Origin of the sequence: Kitasatospora sp. NPDC048296, from assembly GCF_043201815.1 — a bacterium.
GTDB lineage: Bacteria > Actinomycetota > Actinomycetes > Streptomycetales > Streptomycetaceae > Kitasatospora.
Map to the genome: position 1 here is coordinate 213,611 of NZ_JBICZB010000003.1, position 21,010 is coordinate 234,620.

Below are 21,010 nucleotides of genomic sequence, written 5' to 3' on the forward strand. Positions count from 1 at the left end.
CACGGAGGCCGCCCCACGTCCGGTGACGTGGGGCGGCCTCCGTGCGGTGGCTACTCGGCCGCGCCCGAGTCGGGCTCGAAGCGGATGACGACGGCCTTGGATGTGGGGGTGTTGCTGATGTCGGCGGTGGAGTCCAGCGGAACCAGCACGTTGGTCTCGGGGTAGTAGGCGGCGGCGCCGGCCCGGGCCACCGGGTAGTGGACCACGCGGAAGTGGGGGGCGCGGCGTTCGGTGCCGTCGGTCCACTCGCTGACCAGGTCGACGTACCGGCCCTCGACCAGGCCGAGTTCGGCGGCGTCGGCGGGGTTCACCAGCACCACGCGGCGGCCGCCCTTGATGCCGCGGTAGCGGTCGTCGAGGCCGTAGACCGTGGTGTTGTACTGGTCGTGGGAGCGCAGGGTCTGCAGCAGCAGGCGGCCCGCCGGGATCTCGGGGGCGACCAGCGGGTTGACCGTGAAGTTGGCCTTGCCGGTCGCGGTGGGGAAGGTGCGGGAGTCGCGCGGGCCGTGCGGGAGGGTGAAGCCGCCGGGGCGGCGGACCTTCTCGTTGTAGTCCTCGAAGCCGGGCACGACCCGGGCGATCCGGGCGCGCAGGCTGTCGTAGTCGGACCCGAAGTCCTCCCACGGCACGGTGTCCTGCGGCCCGAGGGCGGTCCGGGCGAGGCGGCAGATGATCGCGGTCTCGGAGAGCAGGCCGGGGGCCGGCGGGCGCAGGCCGCCGCGGGAGGCGTGGACCTGGCCCATCGAGTCCTCGACGCTGACGAACTGGGCGCCGTGCGCGGTGACGTCCCGGTCGGTGCGGCCGAGGGTGGGCAGGATCAGGGCGCGGGCGCCGGTGACCACGTGCGAGCGGTTGAGCTTGGTGGAGACGTGGACGGTCAGCCGGCAGCGCCGGATCGCGGCCTCGGTGACCTCTGTGTCCGGGGTGGCCGCGACGAAGTTGCCGCCCATCGCGAAGAACACCTTGACCTTGCCGTCGCGCATCGCCCGGATGGTGTCCACCGAGTCGTAGCCGTGCTCACGCGGCGGCTCGAAGCCGAACTCCTTGCCCAGGGAGTCGAGGAAGGCCGTCGACGGCCGCTCGAAGATGCCCATCGTCCGGTCGCCCTGGACGTTGCTGTGCCCGCGCACCGGGCAGACCCCGGCGCCGGGGCGGCCGACGTTGCCGCGCAGCAGCAGGAAGTTGACCACCTCGCGGATGGTCGGCACGGCGTGCTTGTGCTGGGTGAGGCCCATCGCCCAGCAGACGATGACCTTCTTCGAGGCCAGCACCAGCCGGCCGAGCTCCTCGATCTGCTCCCAGGGCAGGCCGGTCGCGGCGAGGACGTCCGCCCGCTCGGTCTTGCCCGCCTGCGCCTCGAACTCCTCGTAGCCGTGGCAGTGTTCGGCGACGAAGGCGCGGTCGACGCCGTCCTGCTCCAGGATGATCCGGTTGAGCGCGCGGAACAGCGCGAGGTCCCCGCCGGGGCGGATCTGCAGGAAGAGATCGGTCAGCTTGGTGCCCTGGCCGACCAGGCCGCGCGCGTGCTGCGGGTTCTTGAACCGCTCCAGGCCCGCCTCCGGCAGCGGGTTCACGCTGACGACGGTGGCGCCGGCCCGCTTGGCGCGCTCCAGGGCGGAGAGCATCCGGGGGTGGTTGGTGCCCGGGTTCTGGCCGGCCACGATGATCAGGTCGGCCTGGTAGAGGTCCTTGAGGCTGACGCTGCCCTTGCCGACGCCGAGCGTCTCGGTGAGCGCCGAACCGGACGACTCGTGGCACATGTTGGAGCAGTCCGGCAGGTTGTTGGTGCCCAGGCGGCGGGCGAACAGCTGGTAGGCGAAGGCGGCCTCGTTGCTGGTGCGGCCGGAGGTGTAGAAGGCGGCGCCGTCCGGGGTGTCCAGGGCGCGCAGCTCCTCCGCGATCAGCGCGAAGGCGTCGTCCCAGGAGACCGGGGTGTAGTGGGTGGCGCCCTCGTCGAGCAGCATCGGCTGGGTGAGCCGGCCCTGCTGGCCCAGCCAGTAGCCGGAACGCTCGGCGAGGTCGGCGACCGGGTGGGCGGCGAAGAACTCGGCCCGTATCCGGCGCTCGGTGGCCTCCTCGGCGACGGCCTTGGCGCCGTTCTCGCAGAACTCGGCGGTGTGCGTCTTGTCCGGCTCGGGCCAGGCGCAGCCGGGGCAGTCGAAGCCGTCCGGCTGGTTGACCTTGAGCAGGGTGGCGAGGGTGCGGCGGGCACCCATCTGCTCGGCGGCCATCCGCAGGCTGTGGCCGACGGCGGGCAGACCGGCGGCCGCGTGCTGGGGCGCGGACACCTCGGGGGCGTCCTGCACCGGGTCGCTCTGCGGGGCCTGCTTGGCCATGACTGCGCTCCTCGGGTTCTGCTGGGACGAACCGCCGCACCGTCGCGGGGCTCACGGCCGCCCATCCTCCCACCTGCGCCGCGGCAACGGGAGGGCCGTCGGTAGAGTCTGGGCGTCATCACGGGAGGGGAGGGGCGCGTGCGAGTCGGTGACGTCCTCGACGGCCGGTACGAGCTGACGGAGAAGCTCGGGCAGGGCGGTTTCGGGGTGGTGTGGCGGGCCCAGGACAGCCGGATGCGGCGGCCGGTGGCGGTCAAGGTCATCGGGCACCACGGCGACAACCAGGCGAAGGCCGCGCTGCGGTTCGTCCGGGAGGCCTGCGCGGCCGGCAACCTCTCGCACCCGCACATCGTCACGGTGCACGACCTCGGGCAGTGCGAGCTCGGCGGCCAGGAGGTCACCTTCCTGGTGATGGAGCTGCTCACCGGCCGCACCCTGACCGAGGTGCTGCGGGCGGGGGTGCCCGAGCCGGCGCTCAGCCTGCGCTGGGGGCAGCAGATCAGCGGTGCGCTGGCGGCGGCGCACGACGCGGGCATGGTGCACCGGGACATCAAGCCGGACAACGTCATGATCACCGAGGCCGGGCACCTGAAGGTGCTGGACTTCGGGATCGCTCAGCTGGACACGGGGGCGGGCGGACTGACCACCACCGGGACGATCGTCGGCAGCCCGGCGTACATGGCGCCCGAGCGGTGGACCGGCGGCCGGGTGGACGGGCGGGCCGACCTCTACGCGCTGGGCTGCGTGCTGGTCGAACTCTTCACCGGGGCACGGCCGTTCGGCGGGGACTCGACGCCGGTGCTGATGTATCAGCACCTGAACGAGGTGCCGGCGCCGCTGGACCCGGCGCAGTTCGGGCTGCCGCCGCAGGTGGCCGGGCTGGTCGCGGAGCTGCTGGCGAAGGACCCGGCGGACCGGCCGGCCGACGCCCGTACGGTCGAGCGGCGGTTGGCGGAGCTGGCGGGGTGGCAGGGCGGCGGCGCGGGGGCCGGCGCGGGGGTGCCGACGGTGGTGGAGCGGTCTGCTCCGGCTCCGGATCCGGTGCCGACGCCGGTTCCGGTGGGCCCGGTGGTGCCGCCCGCGCCGACCACGCCCCCGCCCGTACCTCCGGTCGCGCCGCCCGTGCCGCCGGCGGCCCCGCGCACGCCGCCGCCCGCGTCGGCGGTGCTGTCCCCGCTCACCACCCCGCCGGTGGTCGCAGCCCCGCCGACCGCGGAGGCCGTACGGGCCGGGCTGCGCGAGCGCCGCTCGGCCGCCTACCGGGCGGCGACGGCGGGCGAGTCGGCGATCCAGCTGCAGGCGATCGCCCAGGAGTGCGTCACCGCGCTCGGCGCGACCGACCGGGACACGCTGGGCACCTGGCGGGACTTCACCTGGTACCTCAGCCGGGCCGGGGACCTGGACGGCGCGATCCGGCTGCTGTCCACCGTGGTGGCGGACATGGCCTCGGCGCTCGGCCCGGCCGATCCGGACACCCTGGGCGCCCGCTACCACCTGGCGTGGTGCATCGGCGAGAGCGGCTCGACCGTCACCGCGATCCGGCTGCTGCACGAGCTGCTGCCGGACCTGACCGCGGCCTGGGGCCCGCAGGACAGCCGGGTGCTGAAGGCCCGGCACGACCTCGCCGTCCACCAGGCCAACCGGGGTGACCTGCAGAGCGCCGTGGTCCAGCTGCACGCGCTGCTGCCCGACCTCGCCCGCAGCCTGGGCGAGCACCACCCGAGCACCGTCCAGGTCTGGCAGGACCTGGCCCGCTACCAGCAGCAGCTGGCCCAGGCCGGCCGCAAGGGGCTCGGCGGTCCGAACCGCCGCAAGGCGCCGAGGATGAGCCCGATCGAGGCGCTGGTGCTGGTCCGGCGGCTGCGGGTGTGGGACTTCGCCACCGACCAGGAGGCCCGGGCCTGCATCGACGCGTTCGACCGGGGGATGGGCCTGAAGGGTCTCGTGGACCTGGTGTTCGAGGCCCCGGACCACGTCTCGGACGAGGACCTGGTGGAGGAGATGTTCGGGCCATGAGCCGTCAGCCCGCCATCGCCGGGGCCGGCAGGGCGGCCAGCGCGCGCAGCAGCGCCCGGGCGGCGGCGTCGTTCTGCCGGAAGGCCGGCGCGTTGGTGCGCGGGCGGGCGAAGGCGGCCGCCGAGCGCAGGCTGGTGTGCGGGCCGAGTGCGGTGCGGCGGGGGTGCGGGGCGCCGCCCAGGGCGGGGTCGAGCAGCCGGCTGTCGGCGGGGGCGATGGTGACCAGACCGGAGCGGTGGGTGTACTCCTCGTCGCTGACCACCTCCTCCACCACCCGTCCGGCGCCGTGCAGTCGGCGCAGCACCGGGTCGAGGGTGCGGGCCAGCGCGTGCTTGGGCAGGTACCCTTCGACCAGCGCGGTGGCGGTCACGGTGTGGCCGGGCACGGTGGTGCCGGAGGCCCGCCAGGTGCCGGTGGCCTCGTCCCGTTCGACCCGCACGCCGGCGCCGAGGAAGCGCACCACCCCGGCCTCGGAGAGGGCGAGCAGCTGGCGCAGCCGGAAGCCGGGCGGGCCGGAGGCGAGGAAGCTGAAGTAGCCGAAGAACCACTCGTCCACCTCCTCGGCGACCGAACGGGCGGTGAGCCGGCCGGCGGCGAGCACCCGGGGGAGCTGGCCGAACAGCGAGAGCAGGGCGAGGAAGGCGCCGAGGTCGGCGCTGTGCGCGGGGTCGCGGCGCCGGTCGGCGTCGGCGGTCACGTAGTCGCGCAGGTGGGTCTGGAGCTCCTCGGCGGAGCCGAGTTCGAGCCCGGCCAGCGGGTGGTCGAGCCGTTCGAAGTCGATCCGGTCGGCCGGGTCGGGGACGGCCTCGGCGACGAGGGCGGCGAGTTCGGGGGAGTACCAGGTGTGCCGGTCGTACCGGGCGAGGAACTCGGGCCAGGGCAGGGCGGTGCGCTCGGGGTGGGCGTGGAACAGCTCGTGGTAGTGCCCGAAACCGACCTCCTTGGCCATCAACGGCCAGACGTCGCGCCGCAGTTCGAGCGGCCGGTCGGTGGCGAGCAGGGCGTCCACGGCGGCCGCGTCGAAGTACCGGGGGAGCGGGGCGGGCGGGCCCTGGAGCCGGTACTCGGTCTTGGAGTGGTACGGGACGCCGCGCCGGGAGCCGAGGTGGAGTACCGGTTCGCGGCCGGACGGGCGGTAGCGCAGCCCGGGCCCGTCGCCGTCGGGTTCGAAGCGGCCGCCGCGGCCCTCGGTGAGCAGCGCGACCAGGTCGACCGAGGCGAGGCCGAGGCCGCGCACCACCACCTGCTCGCCGGGGGCGATCCCGGCCAACTCGGCCTCGACGTCGGCGGAGTAGGCGGGCGGGAGGTGGAAGCGACGGTGCCGGGCGGCGAACTCGGCGTCGGCGGCGTGGCGCGGGTGCGGGGCGGAGTCGAGGTGGCCGAGGGTGAGGACGACGTGGTCGGCGGTGAGCGTCCGGTCGGTGAGGTGGACGGTCTGCGGGCCGTCGGCCGGGCCGTCGATCCGGTGGGCGGTGTCCCGGTGGACGGTGACGGTGATGTGCGGCGGCAGGTCGGCGACGGCGCGGCGGAACACCCAGTCCAGGTAGGCGCTCTGGGCGCGCCGGGTGGGGAAGTCGGTGGGCGCGAGGTCTTGCAGCTCGGCCCGTACGGACGGGTCGGAGACCTCCCGGTAGGGCGCGAACTCGCCCTGCCGCCGGGCCCATTCGGCCAACGAGGGGCCGGGGCGGACCGGGCCGTCGACGGTGGCGCGTTCGTCGGTGAACATGGTGACGTCCTCGGCCATCGAGTTCATCCGCAGCAGCGGAGACTGGTCGTGGCGCCAGATCCGGCCCGCGCCGGGCGGGTACGGGTCGACCAGGTGGACGTCCAACGGCCGCTCGGCGGGCAGGAGTTCGGCGGCGTTGGCGGCGATCCGCTCCAGCAGCCCGGTGCCGCGCGGTCCGGCGCCGACGATCACGAGCACGGTCATGCCCGCACCACCTTGACGAAGGCCGCGCGGGTGCGCTGGAGCGGGGTGGGCGGCAGGCCGTCCCGGGTGGCTCCCCTGGCGTAGTGCCGTTCGACGTAGTACTGCCCGATGGACAGCAGGGTGGTGACCACCAGGTACCAGATGGTGGCGACCATCAGCATCGGGATGACCCGGTAGGACTGCAGGTAGACCAGCTGCACCGAGTAGAGCAGGTCGGAGACGGCCAGCACGCTGACGATGCTGGTGCCCTTGAGCGCGCCGATCAGCATGTTCCCGGCGGTCGGCACGATCGAGCGCATCGCCTGCGGCACCACGATCCGGCGCAGCACCCGCCGGCGGCCCAGCCCGAGCGCGGCCGCCGCCTCCAGCTGGCCGCGGTCGACGGAGAGGATGCCGCCGCGGATCACCTCGGCGGCGTACGCGGTCTCCAGCAGGGTGAGGCCGATGACGGCGGTCAGGGTGGGGCCGATCAGGTTGACGGTCTTCACGGTGACGAACTCGGGGCCGAAGGGGATACCGAGGCCGAGGGTCGGGTAGAGCGCGCCGATGTTGAAGAAGAACAGCAGCTGCACCAGTGGCGGGGTGGACCGGAAGATCCAGATGTAGCCCCAGCTGAGGGTGCGCAGCACCGGGTTGGCGGACATCCGCATCGTGGCGAGGACGGTGCCGAGGGCGAAGCCGAGGGCGAGGGTGACGGCGGTCAGCCAGAGGGTCAGGGTGAGGCCGCTCAGCACGGACCGCGCGGTGAACCAGTCGGCGACCACGCTCCACTGGAAGGCCTTGTTGCGGATCACCGAGTTGACCGCCATCGCGGCCAGCAGCAGCGCGACCGCGGCGGCGGCCCACTGGCCGGGCTTGCGGCGGGCGACGATCCGGGCCTCGGGCTCGGGGGCCGGCGGCGGGGCGGGGCTCTCGGAGCGGGCGGGGGCGGGCAGGACGTCCTGCGGGGTGGCCATGGCGGCGGCTCCTGGGCGGAGTGCGGGCGGGGACGGGTACGGCGGTGGTCACGTACGCGGGTCTCTGGCGTCGGCCCGCGTCCCTCAACACGGCCGGCGCCTGGCACTGCACTCCGCGTCGATCGTACGCATGCGCGATCGACGGCTGTCAAGGGTGACCAAGGCGTGGTCGGGGCCGGTCGGAGCATGTTGGAAAAGCGACAGGAGATCGCAACAGTGCGGCAATGATGGGTGGTTGACGTACCGCTCGGCCGACTGCTCAACTTGAGGCCATGTACGCCGAGCAGCCCCTGGTCACCCGCGACCACATCGACTTCGGTCGGGTGTGGTCCGCGGCGTGTCGCGGCTGACCCGGCAGCGGGCCGCACGTCCGGCCTGATCTCCCGGCGGGGGGCCCTCCCTCGGTTCGCCCCGTCACGGGCCGGTGGCCGTCGCCGACCGGCGACGCGTCAGGCCATCGCTGCCGCCGACGACTTCGCACCGCACTCCGGCAGTTCCCCGCCCTCGCACTTCACCGTCACGTGCCCGACGGCCGCCCCGCCGCGGCCGCCTCCGGCCTGCCCACCCGCAGTCCACCGGACTCCGCTCACCCGAAAGGTTCCGCCATGCCCGTCGAATTCCTCGGCATCGCCGCCACCGGCGACGGTTCGGAGACCGCCCCGCGTACCACCGCCGCCTTCGACCGCGACCAGCTGATCGCGGTGCAGGCGTGAGCGACGGGCGCGGCAGCGGGTTCCGACGGGTCACCCTGGACGACCCGCTGGTCGAGCCGCTGCTGCGCGAGCTCACCCACGAGTACGTCAGCCGCTACGGCCCCGACGCGCACCAGGAGATGACCCGCTACCCGGATGAGGCCTTCGCCGAGCCGCACGGCGTGCTGCTGCTCCTGCTGGAGGACGGCGAGCCGGTGGCCGGCGGCGCGTACAAGCGGTACGACGAGCACACCGCCGAGCTGAAGCGGATGTGGACCCTCCCTCCTTGCCCGCCAGCGGGCAGGAGGGGCCCATCGCGCACCGTCGCCGCGGCCTGGCCCGCCGGGTGCTGGCCGAGCTGGAGCGGACCGCGGCCGCCGCCGGGTACCGCCGGTTGTACCTCACCACCGGCCCGCGCCAGCCCGAGGCCAAGGGCCTCTACCTGGCCGCCGGCTACACCCCGCTGTTCGACGTCACCGCCGACCCGATGACCATCGGCCCGCTCCCCTTCGAGAAGCCCCTGCCGGTCCTGCTCCCGACCCACTGAAAGGCCCCTCGTGAGAACCACCACCGCCTCCCGCCGCCTGCTCGCGGCCGCCGCCCTGCTGCCGTTCCTGGCGCTGGCCGCGTGCGGTTCGGACCCGAAGATCGCGGGCGCGGCGGGGGCGAGCGGGTCCGCCGCCGCCACCGAGGACGTCGTCTCCGGCCTGGCCAGGTCCGAGGCCGCCGCCGCCCTGCTGCCCGAGGAGGTGCGCTCCTCCGGTGTACTGAGGTTCGGCTCCTCCTTCGGCGCCCCGCCCAGCGCCTTCTACGCCGACCAGTCCGGCAAGAAGCCGGTCGGGGTGGACGTGGACTTCACCGACGCGGTGGCCAAGCTGCTCGGCCTGACCGTGCAGCGCGAGGACGCCGCCTTCGAGACCATCCTGCCCGCCCTGGACAGCGGCAAGTTCGACGTCGGCACCGGCAACTTCGGGGTCACCACCGCCCGTCTGAAGACCATCGACTTCGTCACCTACATCGACGACGGCCAGGGCTTCGCGGTGAAGAAGGACAACACGGCGATCCAGCCGATCAGCGACCTGACCCAGCTCTGCGGGCTGACCATCGGCACCGGCGCCGGCACCACCTTCGAGACCACGCTCAACGGCAAGAAGGGCGTCTGCGCCGACGCCGGGAAGAAGCCGTACGAGGTCAAGGCGTTCAGCGAGGGCGGCGCGTTGCTGACCAGCCTCCAGCAGGGCCGGGTGGACGTCGAGATGTCCACCATCAACGGCCTGCGCCACCAGGCCGCGCAGGAGGCCGCCGGGACCCGCTTCCTCAACGAGTTCCACCGGCTGGACGTCGGCTTCGCCTTCAAGAAGGGCTCCAAGCTCACCCCGGCCTTCCAGGCGGCGGTCAACCAGCTGATCAAGGACGGGACGTACCAGCGGATCCTCGAGAAGTGGGGGCTCGCCGACTCGGCCATCCCGCAGTCGCAGATCAGCCCGCCCGAACACCCCTGACCGAAGGGCCTGTTTCCCAATGACCGCCAGTACCCAAACACCGTCGTCCCCGCCGAGAGCCGGGGCCGCGGCCGGCCCCGGCTCTCGGCGGGGACGAACTGGACGGCCTACGGACCGTCCCCGCTCGGCACCCGTGGCGCTCGGCGGTCGGGACCGCCGCCCTCGTCGTGCCGGTCCAGGTCTTCCACGACCTGGCCACCAACCGTTCCTGTGGACTGATCGGGAGTGACCTCCGATGAGCCGCACGCCCCGAACGGTCTTGGGCGCACTGGTCCCCGGCGTACTCAACCCCGCTGGGCGACACGCATCGTGTGCGTGGTCCGTCCCGGGAGGCCGGTTCCCTCACGAGCTGGCCAAGTGGGTCCGGCCAGAGGCGACGGAGAGGTCCCAGACCATCTCGCTGGTGGCAAGGGAGCCCCGCGCGCTGGCACCGAACCCGGCGTCCCAGATCGCGCGACAGACGCTACGCGACGATGCTGCCACCGCGCGGGTCGCCAACCAGAAGTCACTCAAACGAGCTAACGCACACCCCTGCGCACTTCAGTACAAGCAGCTCAGAACCCGCGCATGGGACTGGGCTACCTTCCGGCTCTACTTCACCGCCGACACCATCCTCCAGGCGATCGGCCGAACCCTCGAACTCACCGCCTACGGCACCGTGCTGGGCTTCGAGCTCGGCGCCGTGGTGGCCGCGATGCGGCGTCACGGACCGGCCGGGTGGTGCCGCTGCTGATGGTCGCCACCGTCTGGTACGTGGTGCTGACCACCGTGCTGTCGATCGGCCAGTACTACGTCGAGCGCTACTTCTCCCGGGGTGCCCGGCGCACCCCGCCGCCCACCCCGCTGCAGCGCCTGCGGGCCTTCGCGCGGAGCCTGCCCGCCCGTACCTCCGGAGGACGTCCATGACCACGCTCACGAAGCCGCAGACCGCCCCGATGGTGCAGGTCCGCGGCCTGCACAAGAGCTTCGGCCCGCTGGAGGTCCTGCGCGGGGTCGACCTGGACGTCCCGGCCGGCTCGGTCACCGTGGTGCTCGGCCCGTCCGGCTCCGGCAAGTCCACCCTGCTGCGGGCGATCAACCACCTGGAGAAGCTCGACCGCGGCTACGTCGCGATCGACGGCGAGCTGATCGGCTACCGGCGCTCCGGCGACCGGCTGTACGAGCTCAAGGAGCGCGAGGTGCTGCGCCAGCGCACCGGCATCGGCTTCGTGTTCCAGAACTTCAACCTCTTCCCGCACCTGACCGTGCTGGAGAACCTGGTCGAGGCGCCGATCGCCGCGCTGGGCCGCCCCCGCGCCGAGGCCAGGTCCACGGCGCTGGCGCTGCTGGAGCGGGTCGGGCTGGCCGACAAGGCCGCCGCGTACCCCCGGCAACTGTCCGGCGGGCAGCAGCAGCGCGTCGCCATCGCCCGGGCACTGGCCCTGCAGCCCAAGGTGCTGCTCTTCGACGAGCCCACGTCGGCGCTCGACCCGGAGCTGGTCGGCGAGGTGCTGGACGTCATCAAGGACCTCGCCCGCAGCGGCACCACGATGATCGTGGTCACCCATGAGATCGGCTTCGCCCGCGAGGTCGCCGACACCGTCGTCTTCATGGACGGCGGGGTGGTGGTCGAGCAGGGCCCGCCCGCCGAGGTCCTGGACCGCCCGCGACACGAGCGCACCCGGGCCTTCTTGGCCAAGGTGTTGTAAATCCGGCAAATCCCCCGAACCCCCTTTCGCCGAGCAGGAGTTCCGCCATGTCCCTACCCCGTCGCGCCCTCGTGACCGCCGCCGCGCTCGCCGCCGCCCTCACCCTGGCCGGCTGCGGCAGCGGGGCCACGGGCGCCGCGGCGGACCTCGCCCCGGCCAAGGGCAGCACCGCGCCGAACGGCACCGTGGTGAACCTGTCGGCCAAGCAGGACCGGGTGACCACCGCCGAGGTCGACGCGATCGCGGCGCTGGTGCCGCAGGAGATCAGAAAGCGGGGCACCCTGAAGGTCGTCGACTCCATCGGCACCACCCCGCCGCTGGACTTCTACGCCGACGACGACAAGACGATCATCGGCGTCGAGCCGGACATCGCCTCGCTGATCGGCGACGTGCTCGGCCTCAAGGTCGAGTTCAACCCGGTCTCCTGGGAGAACATCTTCGTCGGCCTGGACAGCGGCAAGTACGACGCCGGCCTGTCCAACATCACCGTCACCGAGGAGCGCAAGGAGAAGTACGACTTCGCCACCTACCGGCTGGACGTGCTCGGCTTCGAGGCGAAGAAGGGCAGCGGCCTCAAGGTCACCGGCGCCAAGGACCTGGCCGGCCGCACCGTCGGCGTCGCCACCGGCACCAACCAGGAGAAGCTGCTGCTCTCCTGGAGCGAGGAGAACGTCCGGGCCGGCCTCAAGCCGATCGACATCAAGTACTTCTCCGGCACCGAGTACTACCTCGCGCTCTCCTCCGGCCGGATCGACGTCTACACCGGGCCCAACCCCAGCCTGGCCTTCCACGCCGTGCAGACCGGCCAGACCGAGGTGGTCGGCACCTACTCGGGCGGCGGCGCGGACGTCCTCGGCAAGATCGCGGCGACCACCCACAAGGACAACGGCCTGGTCAAGGCGCTGAACGGGGCGATCAACGAGGTGATCAGGAACGGCACGTACGGGCAGGTGCTCAAGCGCTGGGGCCTGGACAGCGAGGCGGTGCAGACCTCCGAGATCAACCCGGTCGGCCTGCCCAAGCCCAAGCCCTGAGGGCCTGCCCGTTCACCTGCTCGTCCCCGCCCGCCGCTATGGTGACCCATCCGACGGCGAACGACGTACGGGCGCGGTCGAGTTGGGGGAGGGCATGCACAAGGGCGAGGTGCTCGACGGTCGCTTCCGCTTGGACGACCTCCTGGGCAGGGGCGGCTTCGGCGTGGTCTGGCGGGCGACCGACACGTGGCTGGAGCGGGAGGTCGCGGTCAAGCTTCTGCTGGCCGAGCACGCCGCCGACCGGGAGGCCGTCGGGCGCTTCGTCCGCGAGGCCAAGGTGGCCGGCGGCCTCTCCAACCCGCACATCGTCACGGTGCACGACTACGGCCGGGTCGCCGACGGTGACGGGGAGACCCACTACCTGGTGATGGAGGTGGTCCGCGGCCGGCCGCTGTCCGCGATCCTCAAGGACGGCTCGCCCGACCACGGGCGCGCGCTGGCCTGGATGGAGCAGGTCTGCGAGGCGCTCGACGCGGCGCACCGCAGCGGCGTCATCCACCGGGACATCAAGCCCGAGAACGTCATGATCGCGGACGGCGGGGACCGGGCGAAGGTGCTGGACTTCGGCATCGCCCGGCTGCTCACCCAGTCCACCGGACTCACCTCCACCGGCAGCGTGGTCGGCACTGTCCCGTACCTGGCGCCCGAGTGCTGGTCCGGCGGCACCGTGGACGGCCGGGCCGACCTCTACGCGTTCGGCGTGATGCTGTACGAGGTCAGTACCGGCCGACGGCCCTTCCACGCCGACTCCCCGTACGAGTACATGCACAAGCACATGGCGGTGACCCCGCCGCGGATCCGCAGCCACGACCCGGCGCTGGCCGACCTGGTCGCCCAGCTGCTCGCCAAGCGGCCCGCCGACCGGCCGGCCGACGCCGCCGAGGTGCTGGAGCGGCTGCGCCGGATCCGGCCCGGGATGCTGCGGCCGGACGACCCCAGCCCGGAGCAGCTGCGCCGCCGCGCCGACCAGGCCTGGCAGCGCGGGGCCGACGGCAGGGCGGCGGAGGCCGTGGAGATGCTGCTGAAGCTGGTCCCCGACTTCGCCCGGATCTGCGGCCGGGCCGACCCCCGCACCCTGCGCACCTGCCACGACCTGGCCCTCTGGCTGGCCCGGGACGGCAGCCGGGGCGCCGCCGTCGAACTGCTGGAGGCGCTGACGCTGGAGCCGGGCGCCGCCCCGGAGGCCCGGGCCGACCTGCGGCGCGACCTCGCGCACTGGCAGCGGGAGGCCGCCCGGCTCGGCCCGGGCGAGCGGAGGAACCTAGACCCGGGGGTGCTGCTCGGCGGCGGCGCGCAGGGCCGCTGAGGCGCCGACGGCGATCGGGTCGCCGTGCCCGAAGACCACCGTTTCCACCGGCAGGGCGGCCAGCCGGTGGAAGGAGGCGAGGGACTGCGCCGGGTCGGTGTTGAACACCCCGGGCCGGGTCCGGCCCTGGACGTTGGACACGGTGTCCCCGGTGAACAGCACCCCGGGCCCGGGCAGGTGCAGCGCGATGCTGCCGTCGGTGTGCCCGGGCACGTGCACGACCACCGCGCCGCCGCCGACGTCCAGCACGTCCCCGTCCTCGACCTCGCGGTGCACCGGGCAGGGCTCGGCGGGCGGGATCGGCGGCAGGCCGTCCCACAGCTGCTGCTCGAAGGCGTTCAGCACGGGCGGCGCCGCCGGCTGCTCGCGGCGGATGACCGGCGCCTCCAGCCGGTGCGCCACCACCTCGGCGCTCCAGCGGCGGGCCAGCTCGGCGGCCGAGCCGGTGTGGTCCTCGTGGTGGTGGGTGAGCACGATCCGGCGCAGTGCGGCCGGATCCAGCCCGATGGTGCGGATGCCCTTCTCGATCCCGTCCGCCGACCCGGCGATGCCGGTGTCGATCAGGGTCAGTCCGTGGTGGTCCCGCCACAGGTAGGCGGTGCCGAACTCCAGGGTGATCATGTGCAACTCGTCGCGTACCCGGGTGATCTCCATGCCCGCATCCTGCGCCCGCGGGCGCCGTCGCACGCCCGCGTTCGCTCTGGGCCTGTCCCCGGCGCCGGCGGCCCGCTCCCGGCGGATCCGGGTGTCAACCGTACGGGTCGCCGATTCGGACCCCCGGGCTCCTGTGGGATTTGATGGGAATTCGCCCATCGGGACGGTCTGGTCCGCCGCCCCGGGCCGTTGATATACCTCGTTGCCAGACTCGGGAGCGGTGTCCGCGCCGCCCCGGTGAACTGCGACGAAAGGCTGGTGACGGATCGATGAAGCTCCTCCGCGTCGGACCCCCGGGCGCCGAGCGCCCGGTCGTGCTGGGCGAGGACGGCACCGCGTACGACCTCTCCGGGCGGGCCCGCGACCTCGACGGGGCCTTCCTGTCCGGGCTGGACACCGCCGAGCTGGCCCGGGAGGTGGCCGCCGGACTGCTGCCGGTGGTGGACCTGGACGGCCTGCGGGTGGGCGCGCCGGTGGCCCGGCCCGGCAAGGTGGTCGGCATCGGGCTCAACTACCGCGACCACGCGGCGGAGGCCGGGGCCGCGATCCCGGCCGAGCCGGTGATCTTCCTCAAGCCGAGTTCCACCGTGGTCGGCCCGTACGACGAGGTACTGGTGCCGCGCGGCGGCGAGAAGACCGACTACGAGGCCGAGCTGGCGATCGTGATCGGCCGCACCGCCCGCTACCTGGACTCGCACGCCGAGGCCGCCGGGGTGATCGCCGGCTACACGATCGCCAACGACGTCACCGAGCGGGCCTTCCAGTTCGAGCGCGGCGGCCAGTGGGACAAGGGCAAGTCGGCGGAGACCTTCACCCCGCTCGGGCCCTGGCTGGTCACCGCCGACGAGGTGGCCGACCCGCAGGCCCTGGAGCTGCGGCTCTGGGTCAACGGTGAGCAGCGGCAGCACGGCAACACCGCCGAGATGATCTTCCCGGTGCTCGAACTCGTCCGTTACGCGAGCCAGTTCATGGTGCTGGAGCCCGGCGACGTGATCGTCACCGGCACCCCGGCCGGGGTCACCCTGGGCCGCCCGGGCACGCCGTTCCTCGCCCCGGGCGACGTGGTCGAGATCGAGATCGACGGCCTCGGCCGCCAGCGCCAGGTGCTCGGCAAGGCCTGAGGCCTGTCCGGCCCCGGGCGCACCCGACCCTTGGCACGGGGGTCGGGAGCCCAGCCCGGGTCACCGCCCGCCCAGCACCTCGCGCAGCCGCGCGGCCCGGTCCGTCCGCGGACCGTCCAGCGCGAGCAGCCCCGCCAGCACCTCCGCCGTCTGCGGGTCGTGCAGCGCCGTCGCCGCCGCCATCGCGGTGAACTGGTCCACCAGCCAGTCGCGCAGCTCCGTCACCGGCAGCGCGCGCCCCTCGTCCAGCCAGCTCAGCGACGCGCCCTCGACCACCGCGATCCACGAGCGCACCAGCAGGGTCAGCCGCGGCCCGGGCTCCCGCACCCCCAGGTGCCGTACCGTCCGCTTGAGCGCCACCCGCCGGACGTCGTCCACGATCGCCGAGGTGCGGGCCGTCTCCACCACCGAACCGCCGCGCAGCAGCGCCGAGTAGCCGGCCTCGTGCTCGGCCACGAAGTCGAAGTAGCCGTCCAGCACGGCCGCCAGCTGCTCGGACGGCGTCCCACTCGGCGGGACGGTGAACCGGCTGGTCAGCTCGTCCGCCGCGGTGCGCAGCGCGGCCTCGTACAGCTGCTGCTTGCCGCCCGCGAAGTAGCGGTAGACCAGCGGCCGGGAGGCCCCGGCGGCCTCGGCGACGTCGTCCAGGCCCACCTCCTCGGGCGGCCGGGAGGCGAACAGCTCCAGGGCGACCGCGATCAGCTGTTCGCGCCGCTGTTCGACCGGCAGTCGCCGGTAGCCGGTGCGGCGCGGGCGCGGGCCGGGTTCGGCCGGGGTGGGGGCCGGGTCGGCTGCCGTGGTGGGGCGGGCTTCCATGGCGGCCAGCGTAATGGGCGTCGGACGGATCGGGACCTGTCGGGCACGGATCTTTCCGAACGGGCGTTTGCGGTGCCCACCGTCCGTCAAATCCCGGGCGGGTGCGGGTCAACAGGTCCGCGGCAGGGGCTTGCAATCGGCCCGGGCAACGCGATGATGTCCGAATGGCTGAAGAACTGCTCACCTCCGACGGCGACACCCCGCGCCGCATCGCCGACGACTACGTCCGCGCCCTGGCCGACCTCGACCCGCTGACCGCGGTGTACCTCGGCCTCGACCCCGAGGACGACCGACTGCTCGACCTCTCCCCGGCCGGCACCGAGGCGATCGCCGACCTCGGCCGCCGCACCCTGGCCCGGCTGGACGAGGCCGAGCGGGCCGGCGCCGCCGAGGACGAGGCCGAGCGCCGCTGCGCCCGGCTGCTGCGCGAGCGGCTGAGCGCCGAACTCGCCGTCCACGACGCGGGCGAGAACTTCCGCGCGGTGCGCAACCTGGGGTCCCCGGTGCACAACACCCGGGATACCTTCACCCTGATGCCCACCGGTACCGAGGCCGAGTGGCGGGTGGTCGGCCGACGGCTGGCCCGCCTCCCGCTGGCGCTGGAGCAGTACCGGCAGACCCTGGCCGAGGGTGTCGAGCGCGGCCTGCTCTCCGGTCCCCGCCAGGTGGCGACGGTGATCGGGCAGTTCGGCGAGTGGCTGGACGGGGAGGTGCCCGGCGGCTGGTTCGGGCAGTTCGTCCAGGACGCGCCCCAGGCCGTGCACGCCGAGCTGTCCGCCCACGCGGTGGCCGCCGCCGAGGCGCTGGCCGCGCTGCGCGACTGGATGCGCGACGTGTACGCCCCGGCCGCCGCCGACACCCCGGACCCGGTCGGCCGCGAGCGCTACGCCCGCTGGGTGCGCTACTGGACCGGCGCCGACCTGGACCTGGACGAGGCCTACGCCTGGGCCTGGGGCGAGTTCCACGACCTGTACGCGCAGATGACGGTCGAGGCCGGGAAGGTCCGTCCGGGCGCCGACCCGATGGCGGCGATGAAGTGGCTGGAGGCGGACGGCCCGGCCATGGAGGGCGCCGAGTCGACCCGGGAGTTCCTGCAGGGCCTGATGGACCAGGCGGTCCGGGACCTCCAGGGCACCCACTTCGACCTGGCCGAGCCGGTCACCCGGGTCGAGTCGCGGATCGCCCCGGCCGGCAGCGCCGCCGCGCCGTACTACACCGCGCCCTCGCTGGACTTCAGCCGCCCCGGGCGGACCTGGCTGCCGCTGCTCGGCAGGGAGCGCTTCCCGGTCTGGGACCTGGTCTCCACCTGGTACCACGAGGGCGTCCCGGGCCACCACCTGCAGCTCGCGCAGTGGAACTACGTCGCCGACCGGCTCTCCACCTACCAGGTGAGCCTCGGCGGGGTCAGCGCCAACCTGGAGGGCTGGGCGCTGTACGCCGAGCGCCTGATGGACGAGCTCGGCTACCTCACCGACCCGGGCCACCGCCTCGGCTACCTCAACGCCCAGATGATGCGGGCGCTGCGGGTCATCATCGACATCGGCATGCACCTCGGCCTGGACTTCCCGGCGGACTCCCCGTACAAGCCGGGCGAGCCGGTGAGCCCGGAGCACGCCCGCGAGTTCTTCGGGCTGTACTGCGGCCTGTCCGCCGACTTCCTGGACAGCGAGCTGGTCCGCTACCTGGGCATGCCCGGTCAGGCGATCGGCTACAAGCTCGGCGAGCGCGCCTGGCTGCGCGGCCGGGCGGCGGCGAAGGCGGCGCACGAGGCGCGCGGCGAGGAGTTCGACCTCAAGGCCTGGCACATGGCGGCGCTCTCGCAGGGCTCGCTGGGCCTGGACGACCTGGTCGCGGAGCTGTCGGCGCTGTAGGAGCCGTACGAAGCCGTACGAAGCCGTACGAAGCCGTACGAAGCCGTGCGGAGCCGTAGGGAGCGGGGCCCCGGGACTCGGTCGCGAGTCCCGGGTCCCGGTCCGGACCGGTACGACCGGCGGCGATCCGATTGAAAGCTTGCAGCAAGGTCTTGCAGTCAACCTCCGGCGCCTGCTTGACTCCTGGCGACCGTCCAGGGACCAAGGAGGCGCCGCCATGTTGCCCGACACCACGCCGGCCGAGTTCGACCTGCTCGTCGTCGGCGGCGCCGGAGTGGACACCATCGTCCGGGTCGAACGGCTGGAGATCCCGCCCGGCGACTCCCGGTTCGTCGAGCCGGTGCGCGACTACGTCGGCCACACCGGCAACGGCGTCGCCCTCGGCGCCCACCGGCTCGGCCTGCGCACCGCCTTCCTGGACTTCCTCGGCGACGACCCGCAGGGCGACCTGGTCCGCGCCCACTACCGGCGCCACGGCCTGCACTTCGCGCACCTGGTGAGCCCGCACGGCACCCCGCGCGGGGTCAACCTGGTGGACACGGCCGGCCGCCGGTTCTCCTTCTTCGACGGCCGTCACCCCGCCGACCTGCGGCTGCCGCGCGAGTTCCACCTCCCGTACGCCGAGCGCAGCCGGCACGTCCACCTCTCGATCACCGGCGTCAACCGGGACATGTACGGCGACCTCCACCGGCTCGGCCGCACCACCTCCACCGACCTGCACGACTGGGACGGCGCCGACCCGCACCACCGCGACTACGCCCTCAACTCCGACCTGGTGTTCCTCTCGGTGGCCGGCTGCCGCGGCCGGTACGAGGAGGTGATGCGCGCGATCCTCGCCGAGGGCCGGGCCACCGTGGTCACCGCCACCGCGGGCGCCGAGGGCTGCCACCTGCTCACCCGCGAGGACGGCGTCCTGCGCCACCTGCCCGCCGTCGACCCGGGCCGCCCGGTGGTCGACACCAACGGCGCCGGGGACGCCTTCGTCGCCGGTTTCCTGTACGCCTGGTTCCGCGGCCACCCGCCGCTGGACTGCGCGCGGGCCGGCTCGGCGGCCGGCGCCTTCGCCTGCACCACCGCCGGTACGCACACCGACTTCATCACCGCGACCGAACTCGATACCCTGCTGCTCCGGTGACCGATTTCTCATCGACCTCCAAGCCCGCGGTAACGACCTTTCCAGGCTGAGACGTCATAGTCGTTGAGCGCACGCCGCCACCGACTACGGCAGGAGAGACGGACATGGGTCAGCACCGCCGCAAGAGGTCGCGCCGCCACCGTCTGCTCGCCCCCTCGCTGTTCGCCGGGCTGTCCGCCGTGGTGGTGGCCGCGGTGGTGACCGGGGCGCACGGGCTGAACCTGTCCGACGCGACGGTCGCCGGGAAGGCGGCCCGCAGCGTCCGGGCGGCCGCGCCGATGCCGACCGCCAGCCCGAGCGCCACCGCGGGCGAGCCCGCCCCGCCCGCCCAGGCCTCGGCCAGCACGCCGAGCGACAGTCCGACCCCCAGCGCCGCGCCGAACCCCACCGACAGCCCCGCCGCCACCCCGACGGCCACCCCGTCGGCCACCCCCGACACCCACGGCGCCGCCCTCGGCACCACCGCCGCCGCCCCCGCCGACGACAAGGAGGCCGCCACCGTGGGCGCGCTGTTCAGCGGTTCGGTGGGGGCCGGCAACCACTTCTGCACCGCCAGCGTGCTGCACAGCGCGACCGGCAACCTGCTGCTGACCGCCGCGCACTGCATCACCAGCACCGACGGCGTGGTCTTCGCCCCCGGCTACCGTGACGGCTCCGCCCCGTACGGCACCTGGCAGGTGACCGCGGTCCACACCGCCAGCGGCTGGTCCCAGAAGGGCGACGTGGACGAGGACTTCGCGATCCTGGAGACCGCCCCCAGCAACGGCCGCAAGGTCGAGGACGTGGTCGGCGGCAACCGCCTGGGCGCCGGCGAGCCGTTCGGCGCCACCGTCCACCTCTACGGCTACCCGGCCGACGCCGAGACGCCGAGCCTGTGCACCAACACGACCGCCCAGCAGAGCGCCTACGAGCGCGTCATCCAGTGCCCGTCCTACCCGGCCGGCACCAGCGGCGGCCCGTGGATCGACGCCGCCACCGGTGACGTGGTCGGCGCCATCGGTGGCTACCAGCAGGGCGGCGACAGCGACGACACCTCGTACAGCGCCTACTTCGACCACACCATCGCGGACCTGTACGCCCAGGCCGAGTCCGCCGCGTCCTGAGCGCCCGGCCGGCGCGGGGGAGCGGAACGGCCCGCGCCCCCGCCGGTGCCCGCGCGCGAGGGCCCGACCCCGCCATCGCCGGTTCCCGCCGGTCCCCGAACATGACGAAGGCCCAGATCCGTGGATCAACTCCACTGATCTGGGCCTCAGTTGCACTTACTGCGAAGTGCCCCCGGTAGGATTCGAACCTACGCACCCGCCTCCGGAGGGCGGTGCTCTATCCCCTGAGCTACGGGGGCCTGTTGGCCTGTCGGCCGCTTCCGCGTTCCGACGGAATGAACACTACCAGGCTTCGGTCGCGGTCCGTGCACGGGTTTCCGGAAAGATCGTCGGGCGGGCCCGGTGGGCGGAAGTGTCCAAAGGCCGGACGGGGCGGCGGGGCCGCCGATACCCTCGGTGAGGTGTCGGGAGTGTCCGGGCGGGTCCTCGTGGTGGACGACAGCGAGGTGATCCGCCAGCTGATCAGGGTCAACCTGGAGCTCGAAGGCTTCGAGGTGGTGACCGCCGCCGACGGCGCCGAGTGCCTGGAGGTGATCCGCCGGGTGAAGCCCGACGTGGTGACCCTGGACGTGATGATGCCCCGGCTGGACGGCCTGCGGACCGCGGCCCGACTGCGGGCAACCCCGGACACCCGCCGGCTGCCGATCGCGATCGTGAGCGCCTGCACCCCGGCGGATCTGGACCTGGGGGAGACCGTCGGGGTGGACGGCTACCTCGGCAAGCCCTTCGACCCGGCCGACCTGGTGGCCCTGGTCCGGCGTCTGATGCGACTCACCGGGCAGCCCGAAGGGTTTCGCCCTGAGCGAACAGATCGCACGGATCGCGGCTGACATCCCTGGCGCAACGGCGC

The 21,010-nt window shown here is 73.5% G+C and carries 16 protein-coding genes, 1 tRNA gene and 2 pseudogenes; 13 read left to right on the forward strand and 6 right to left on the reverse strand.

What is annotated here, in order from left to right; translation table 11 throughout:
* Window positions 1-50 precede the first annotated feature (50 nt).
* Window positions 51-2,336 carry an FdhF/YdeP family oxidoreductase gene (locus tag ACGF12_RS03940; RefSeq protein WP_393025094.1) on the reverse strand — a complete coding sequence of 762 codons (2,286 nt, stop codon included), beginning with the start codon at window positions 2,334-2,336 and terminating at the stop codon, window positions 51-53.
* Between the two features lie 138 nt (window positions 2,337-2,474).
* Here ACGF12_RS03940 and ACGF12_RS03945 point away from each other — a divergent pair, with 138 nt between their 5' ends.
* Window positions 2,475-4,352, forward strand: a complete 1,878-nt coding sequence (locus ACGF12_RS03945; protein WP_393025097.1) for a protein kinase — start codon at window positions 2,475-2,477, stop codon at window positions 4,350-4,352.
* Between the two features lie 4 nt (window positions 4,353-4,356).
* Here the strand turns inward: ACGF12_RS03945 and ACGF12_RS03950 are convergent, their stop codons facing one another.
* Both ACGF12_RS03950 and ACGF12_RS03955 read right to left on the reverse strand, forming a co-directional pair.
* Window positions 4,357-6,282, reverse strand: a complete 1,926-nt coding sequence (locus ACGF12_RS03950; RefSeq protein ID WP_393025100.1) for an FAD/NAD(P)-binding protein — start codon at window positions 6,280-6,282, stop codon at window positions 4,357-4,359.
* Complete coding sequence (locus ACGF12_RS03955; protein ID WP_393025103.1) at window positions 6,279-7,238, reverse strand: amino acid ABC transporter permease; 960 nt, start codon at window positions 7,236-7,238, stop codon at window positions 6,279-6,281. Before ACGF12_RS03955 ends, ACGF12_RS03950 begins: the two co-directional genes overlap by 4 nt.
* 709 nt (window positions 7,239-7,947) lie before the next feature.
* Here ACGF12_RS03955 and ACGF12_RS03960 point away from each other — a divergent pair.
* From ACGF12_RS03960 to ACGF12_RS03990, 7 genes and pseudogenes are all read left to right on the forward strand, one after another.
* Window positions 7,948-8,477 (forward strand): annotated as a pseudogene (locus tag ACGF12_RS03960) (GNAT family N-acetyltransferase).
* Window positions 8,478-8,487: 10 nt separating this feature from the next.
* Entirely contained in the window at window positions 8,488-9,432 is a 945-nt protein-coding gene (locus ACGF12_RS03965; protein WP_393025105.1) for an ABC transporter substrate-binding protein, read from the forward strand.
* 403 nt (window positions 9,433-9,835) lie between these two features.
* On the forward strand, window positions 9,836-10,165 hold the full coding sequence (locus tag ACGF12_RS03970; protein ID WP_393025210.1) for a hypothetical protein: 330 nt from the start codon (window positions 9,836-9,838) through the stop codon (window positions 10,163-10,165).
* Window positions 10,138-10,338 (forward strand): annotated as a pseudogene (locus ACGF12_RS03975) (amino acid ABC transporter permease); the annotation flags it as partial. The gene ACGF12_RS03970 and the pseudogene ACGF12_RS03975, both read left to right, overlap by 28 nt.
* On the forward strand, window positions 10,335-11,120 hold the full coding sequence (locus tag ACGF12_RS03980) for an amino acid ABC transporter ATP-binding protein (RefSeq protein WP_393025108.1): 786 nt from the start codon (window positions 10,335-10,337) through the stop codon (window positions 11,118-11,120). The pseudogene ACGF12_RS03975 and the gene ACGF12_RS03980, both read left to right, overlap by 4 nt.
* A gap of 47 nt (window positions 11,121-11,167) precedes the next feature.
* On the forward strand, window positions 11,168-12,154 hold the full coding sequence (locus ACGF12_RS03985) for an ABC transporter substrate-binding protein (protein ID WP_393025110.1): 987 nt from the start codon (window positions 11,168-11,170) through the stop codon (window positions 12,152-12,154).
* A gap of 94 nt (window positions 12,155-12,248) precedes the next feature.
* Window positions 12,249-13,460: a protein kinase gene (locus ACGF12_RS03990; RefSeq protein WP_393025112.1), complete on the forward strand. Its 1,212-nt coding sequence runs from the start codon at window positions 12,249-12,251 to the stop codon at window positions 13,458-13,460.
* Here ACGF12_RS03990 and ACGF12_RS03995 read toward each other — a convergent pair.
* Window positions 13,416-14,114 (reverse strand): MBL fold metallo-hydrolase, encoded by a 699-nt coding sequence (locus ACGF12_RS03995; protein WP_393025115.1) that lies wholly within the window; start codon window positions 14,112-14,114, stop codon window positions 13,416-13,418. The genes ACGF12_RS03990 and ACGF12_RS03995 overlap by 45 nt on opposite strands.
* Before the next feature lie 269 nt (window positions 14,115-14,383).
* Between ACGF12_RS03995 and ACGF12_RS04000 the strand changes: the two genes are divergently transcribed.
* Window positions 14,384-15,235: a fumarylacetoacetate hydrolase family protein gene (locus ACGF12_RS04000; protein ID WP_393025117.1), complete on the forward strand. Its 852-nt coding sequence runs from the start codon at window positions 14,384-14,386 to the stop codon at window positions 15,233-15,235.
* 60 nt (window positions 15,236-15,295) lie between these two features.
* On the opposite strand, the gene ACGF12_RS04005 is transcribed toward ACGF12_RS04000, so the two are convergent.
* Window positions 15,296-16,051, reverse strand: a complete 756-nt coding sequence (locus ACGF12_RS04005; protein ID WP_393025120.1) for a TetR/AcrR family transcriptional regulator — start codon at window positions 16,049-16,051, stop codon at window positions 15,296-15,298.
* Between the two features lie 164 nt (window positions 16,052-16,215).
* Between ACGF12_RS04005 and ACGF12_RS04010 the strand changes: the two genes are divergently transcribed.
* From ACGF12_RS04010 to ACGF12_RS04020, 3 genes are all read left to right on the forward strand, one after another.
* Entirely contained in the window at window positions 16,216-17,922 is a 1,707-nt protein-coding gene (locus ACGF12_RS04010) for a DUF885 domain-containing protein (RefSeq protein WP_393025123.1), read from the forward strand.
* Between the two features lie 217 nt (window positions 17,923-18,139).
* Window positions 18,140-19,057, forward strand: a complete 918-nt coding sequence (locus ACGF12_RS04015; protein ID WP_393025126.1) for a carbohydrate kinase family protein — start codon at window positions 18,140-18,142, stop codon at window positions 19,055-19,057.
* Window positions 19,058-19,161: 104 nt separating this feature from the next.
* On the forward strand, window positions 19,162-20,160 hold the full coding sequence (locus ACGF12_RS04020) for a trypsin-like peptidase domain-containing protein (RefSeq protein WP_393025128.1): 999 nt from the start codon (window positions 19,162-19,164) through the stop codon (window positions 20,158-20,160).
* Window positions 20,161-20,327: 167 nt separating this feature from the next.
* Here ACGF12_RS04020 and ACGF12_RS04025 read toward each other — a convergent pair.
* Window positions 20,328-20,399 (reverse strand) — tRNA-Arg (locus ACGF12_RS04025).
* Between the two features lie 171 nt (window positions 20,400-20,570).
* Here ACGF12_RS04025 and ACGF12_RS04030 point away from each other — a divergent pair.
* Window positions 20,571-20,990, forward strand: coding sequence for a PleD family two-component system response regulator (locus ACGF12_RS04030; RefSeq protein WP_380611605.1), 420 nt, complete (start codon window positions 20,571-20,573; stop codon window positions 20,988-20,990).
* Window positions 20,991-21,010: the final 20 nt, after the last annotated feature.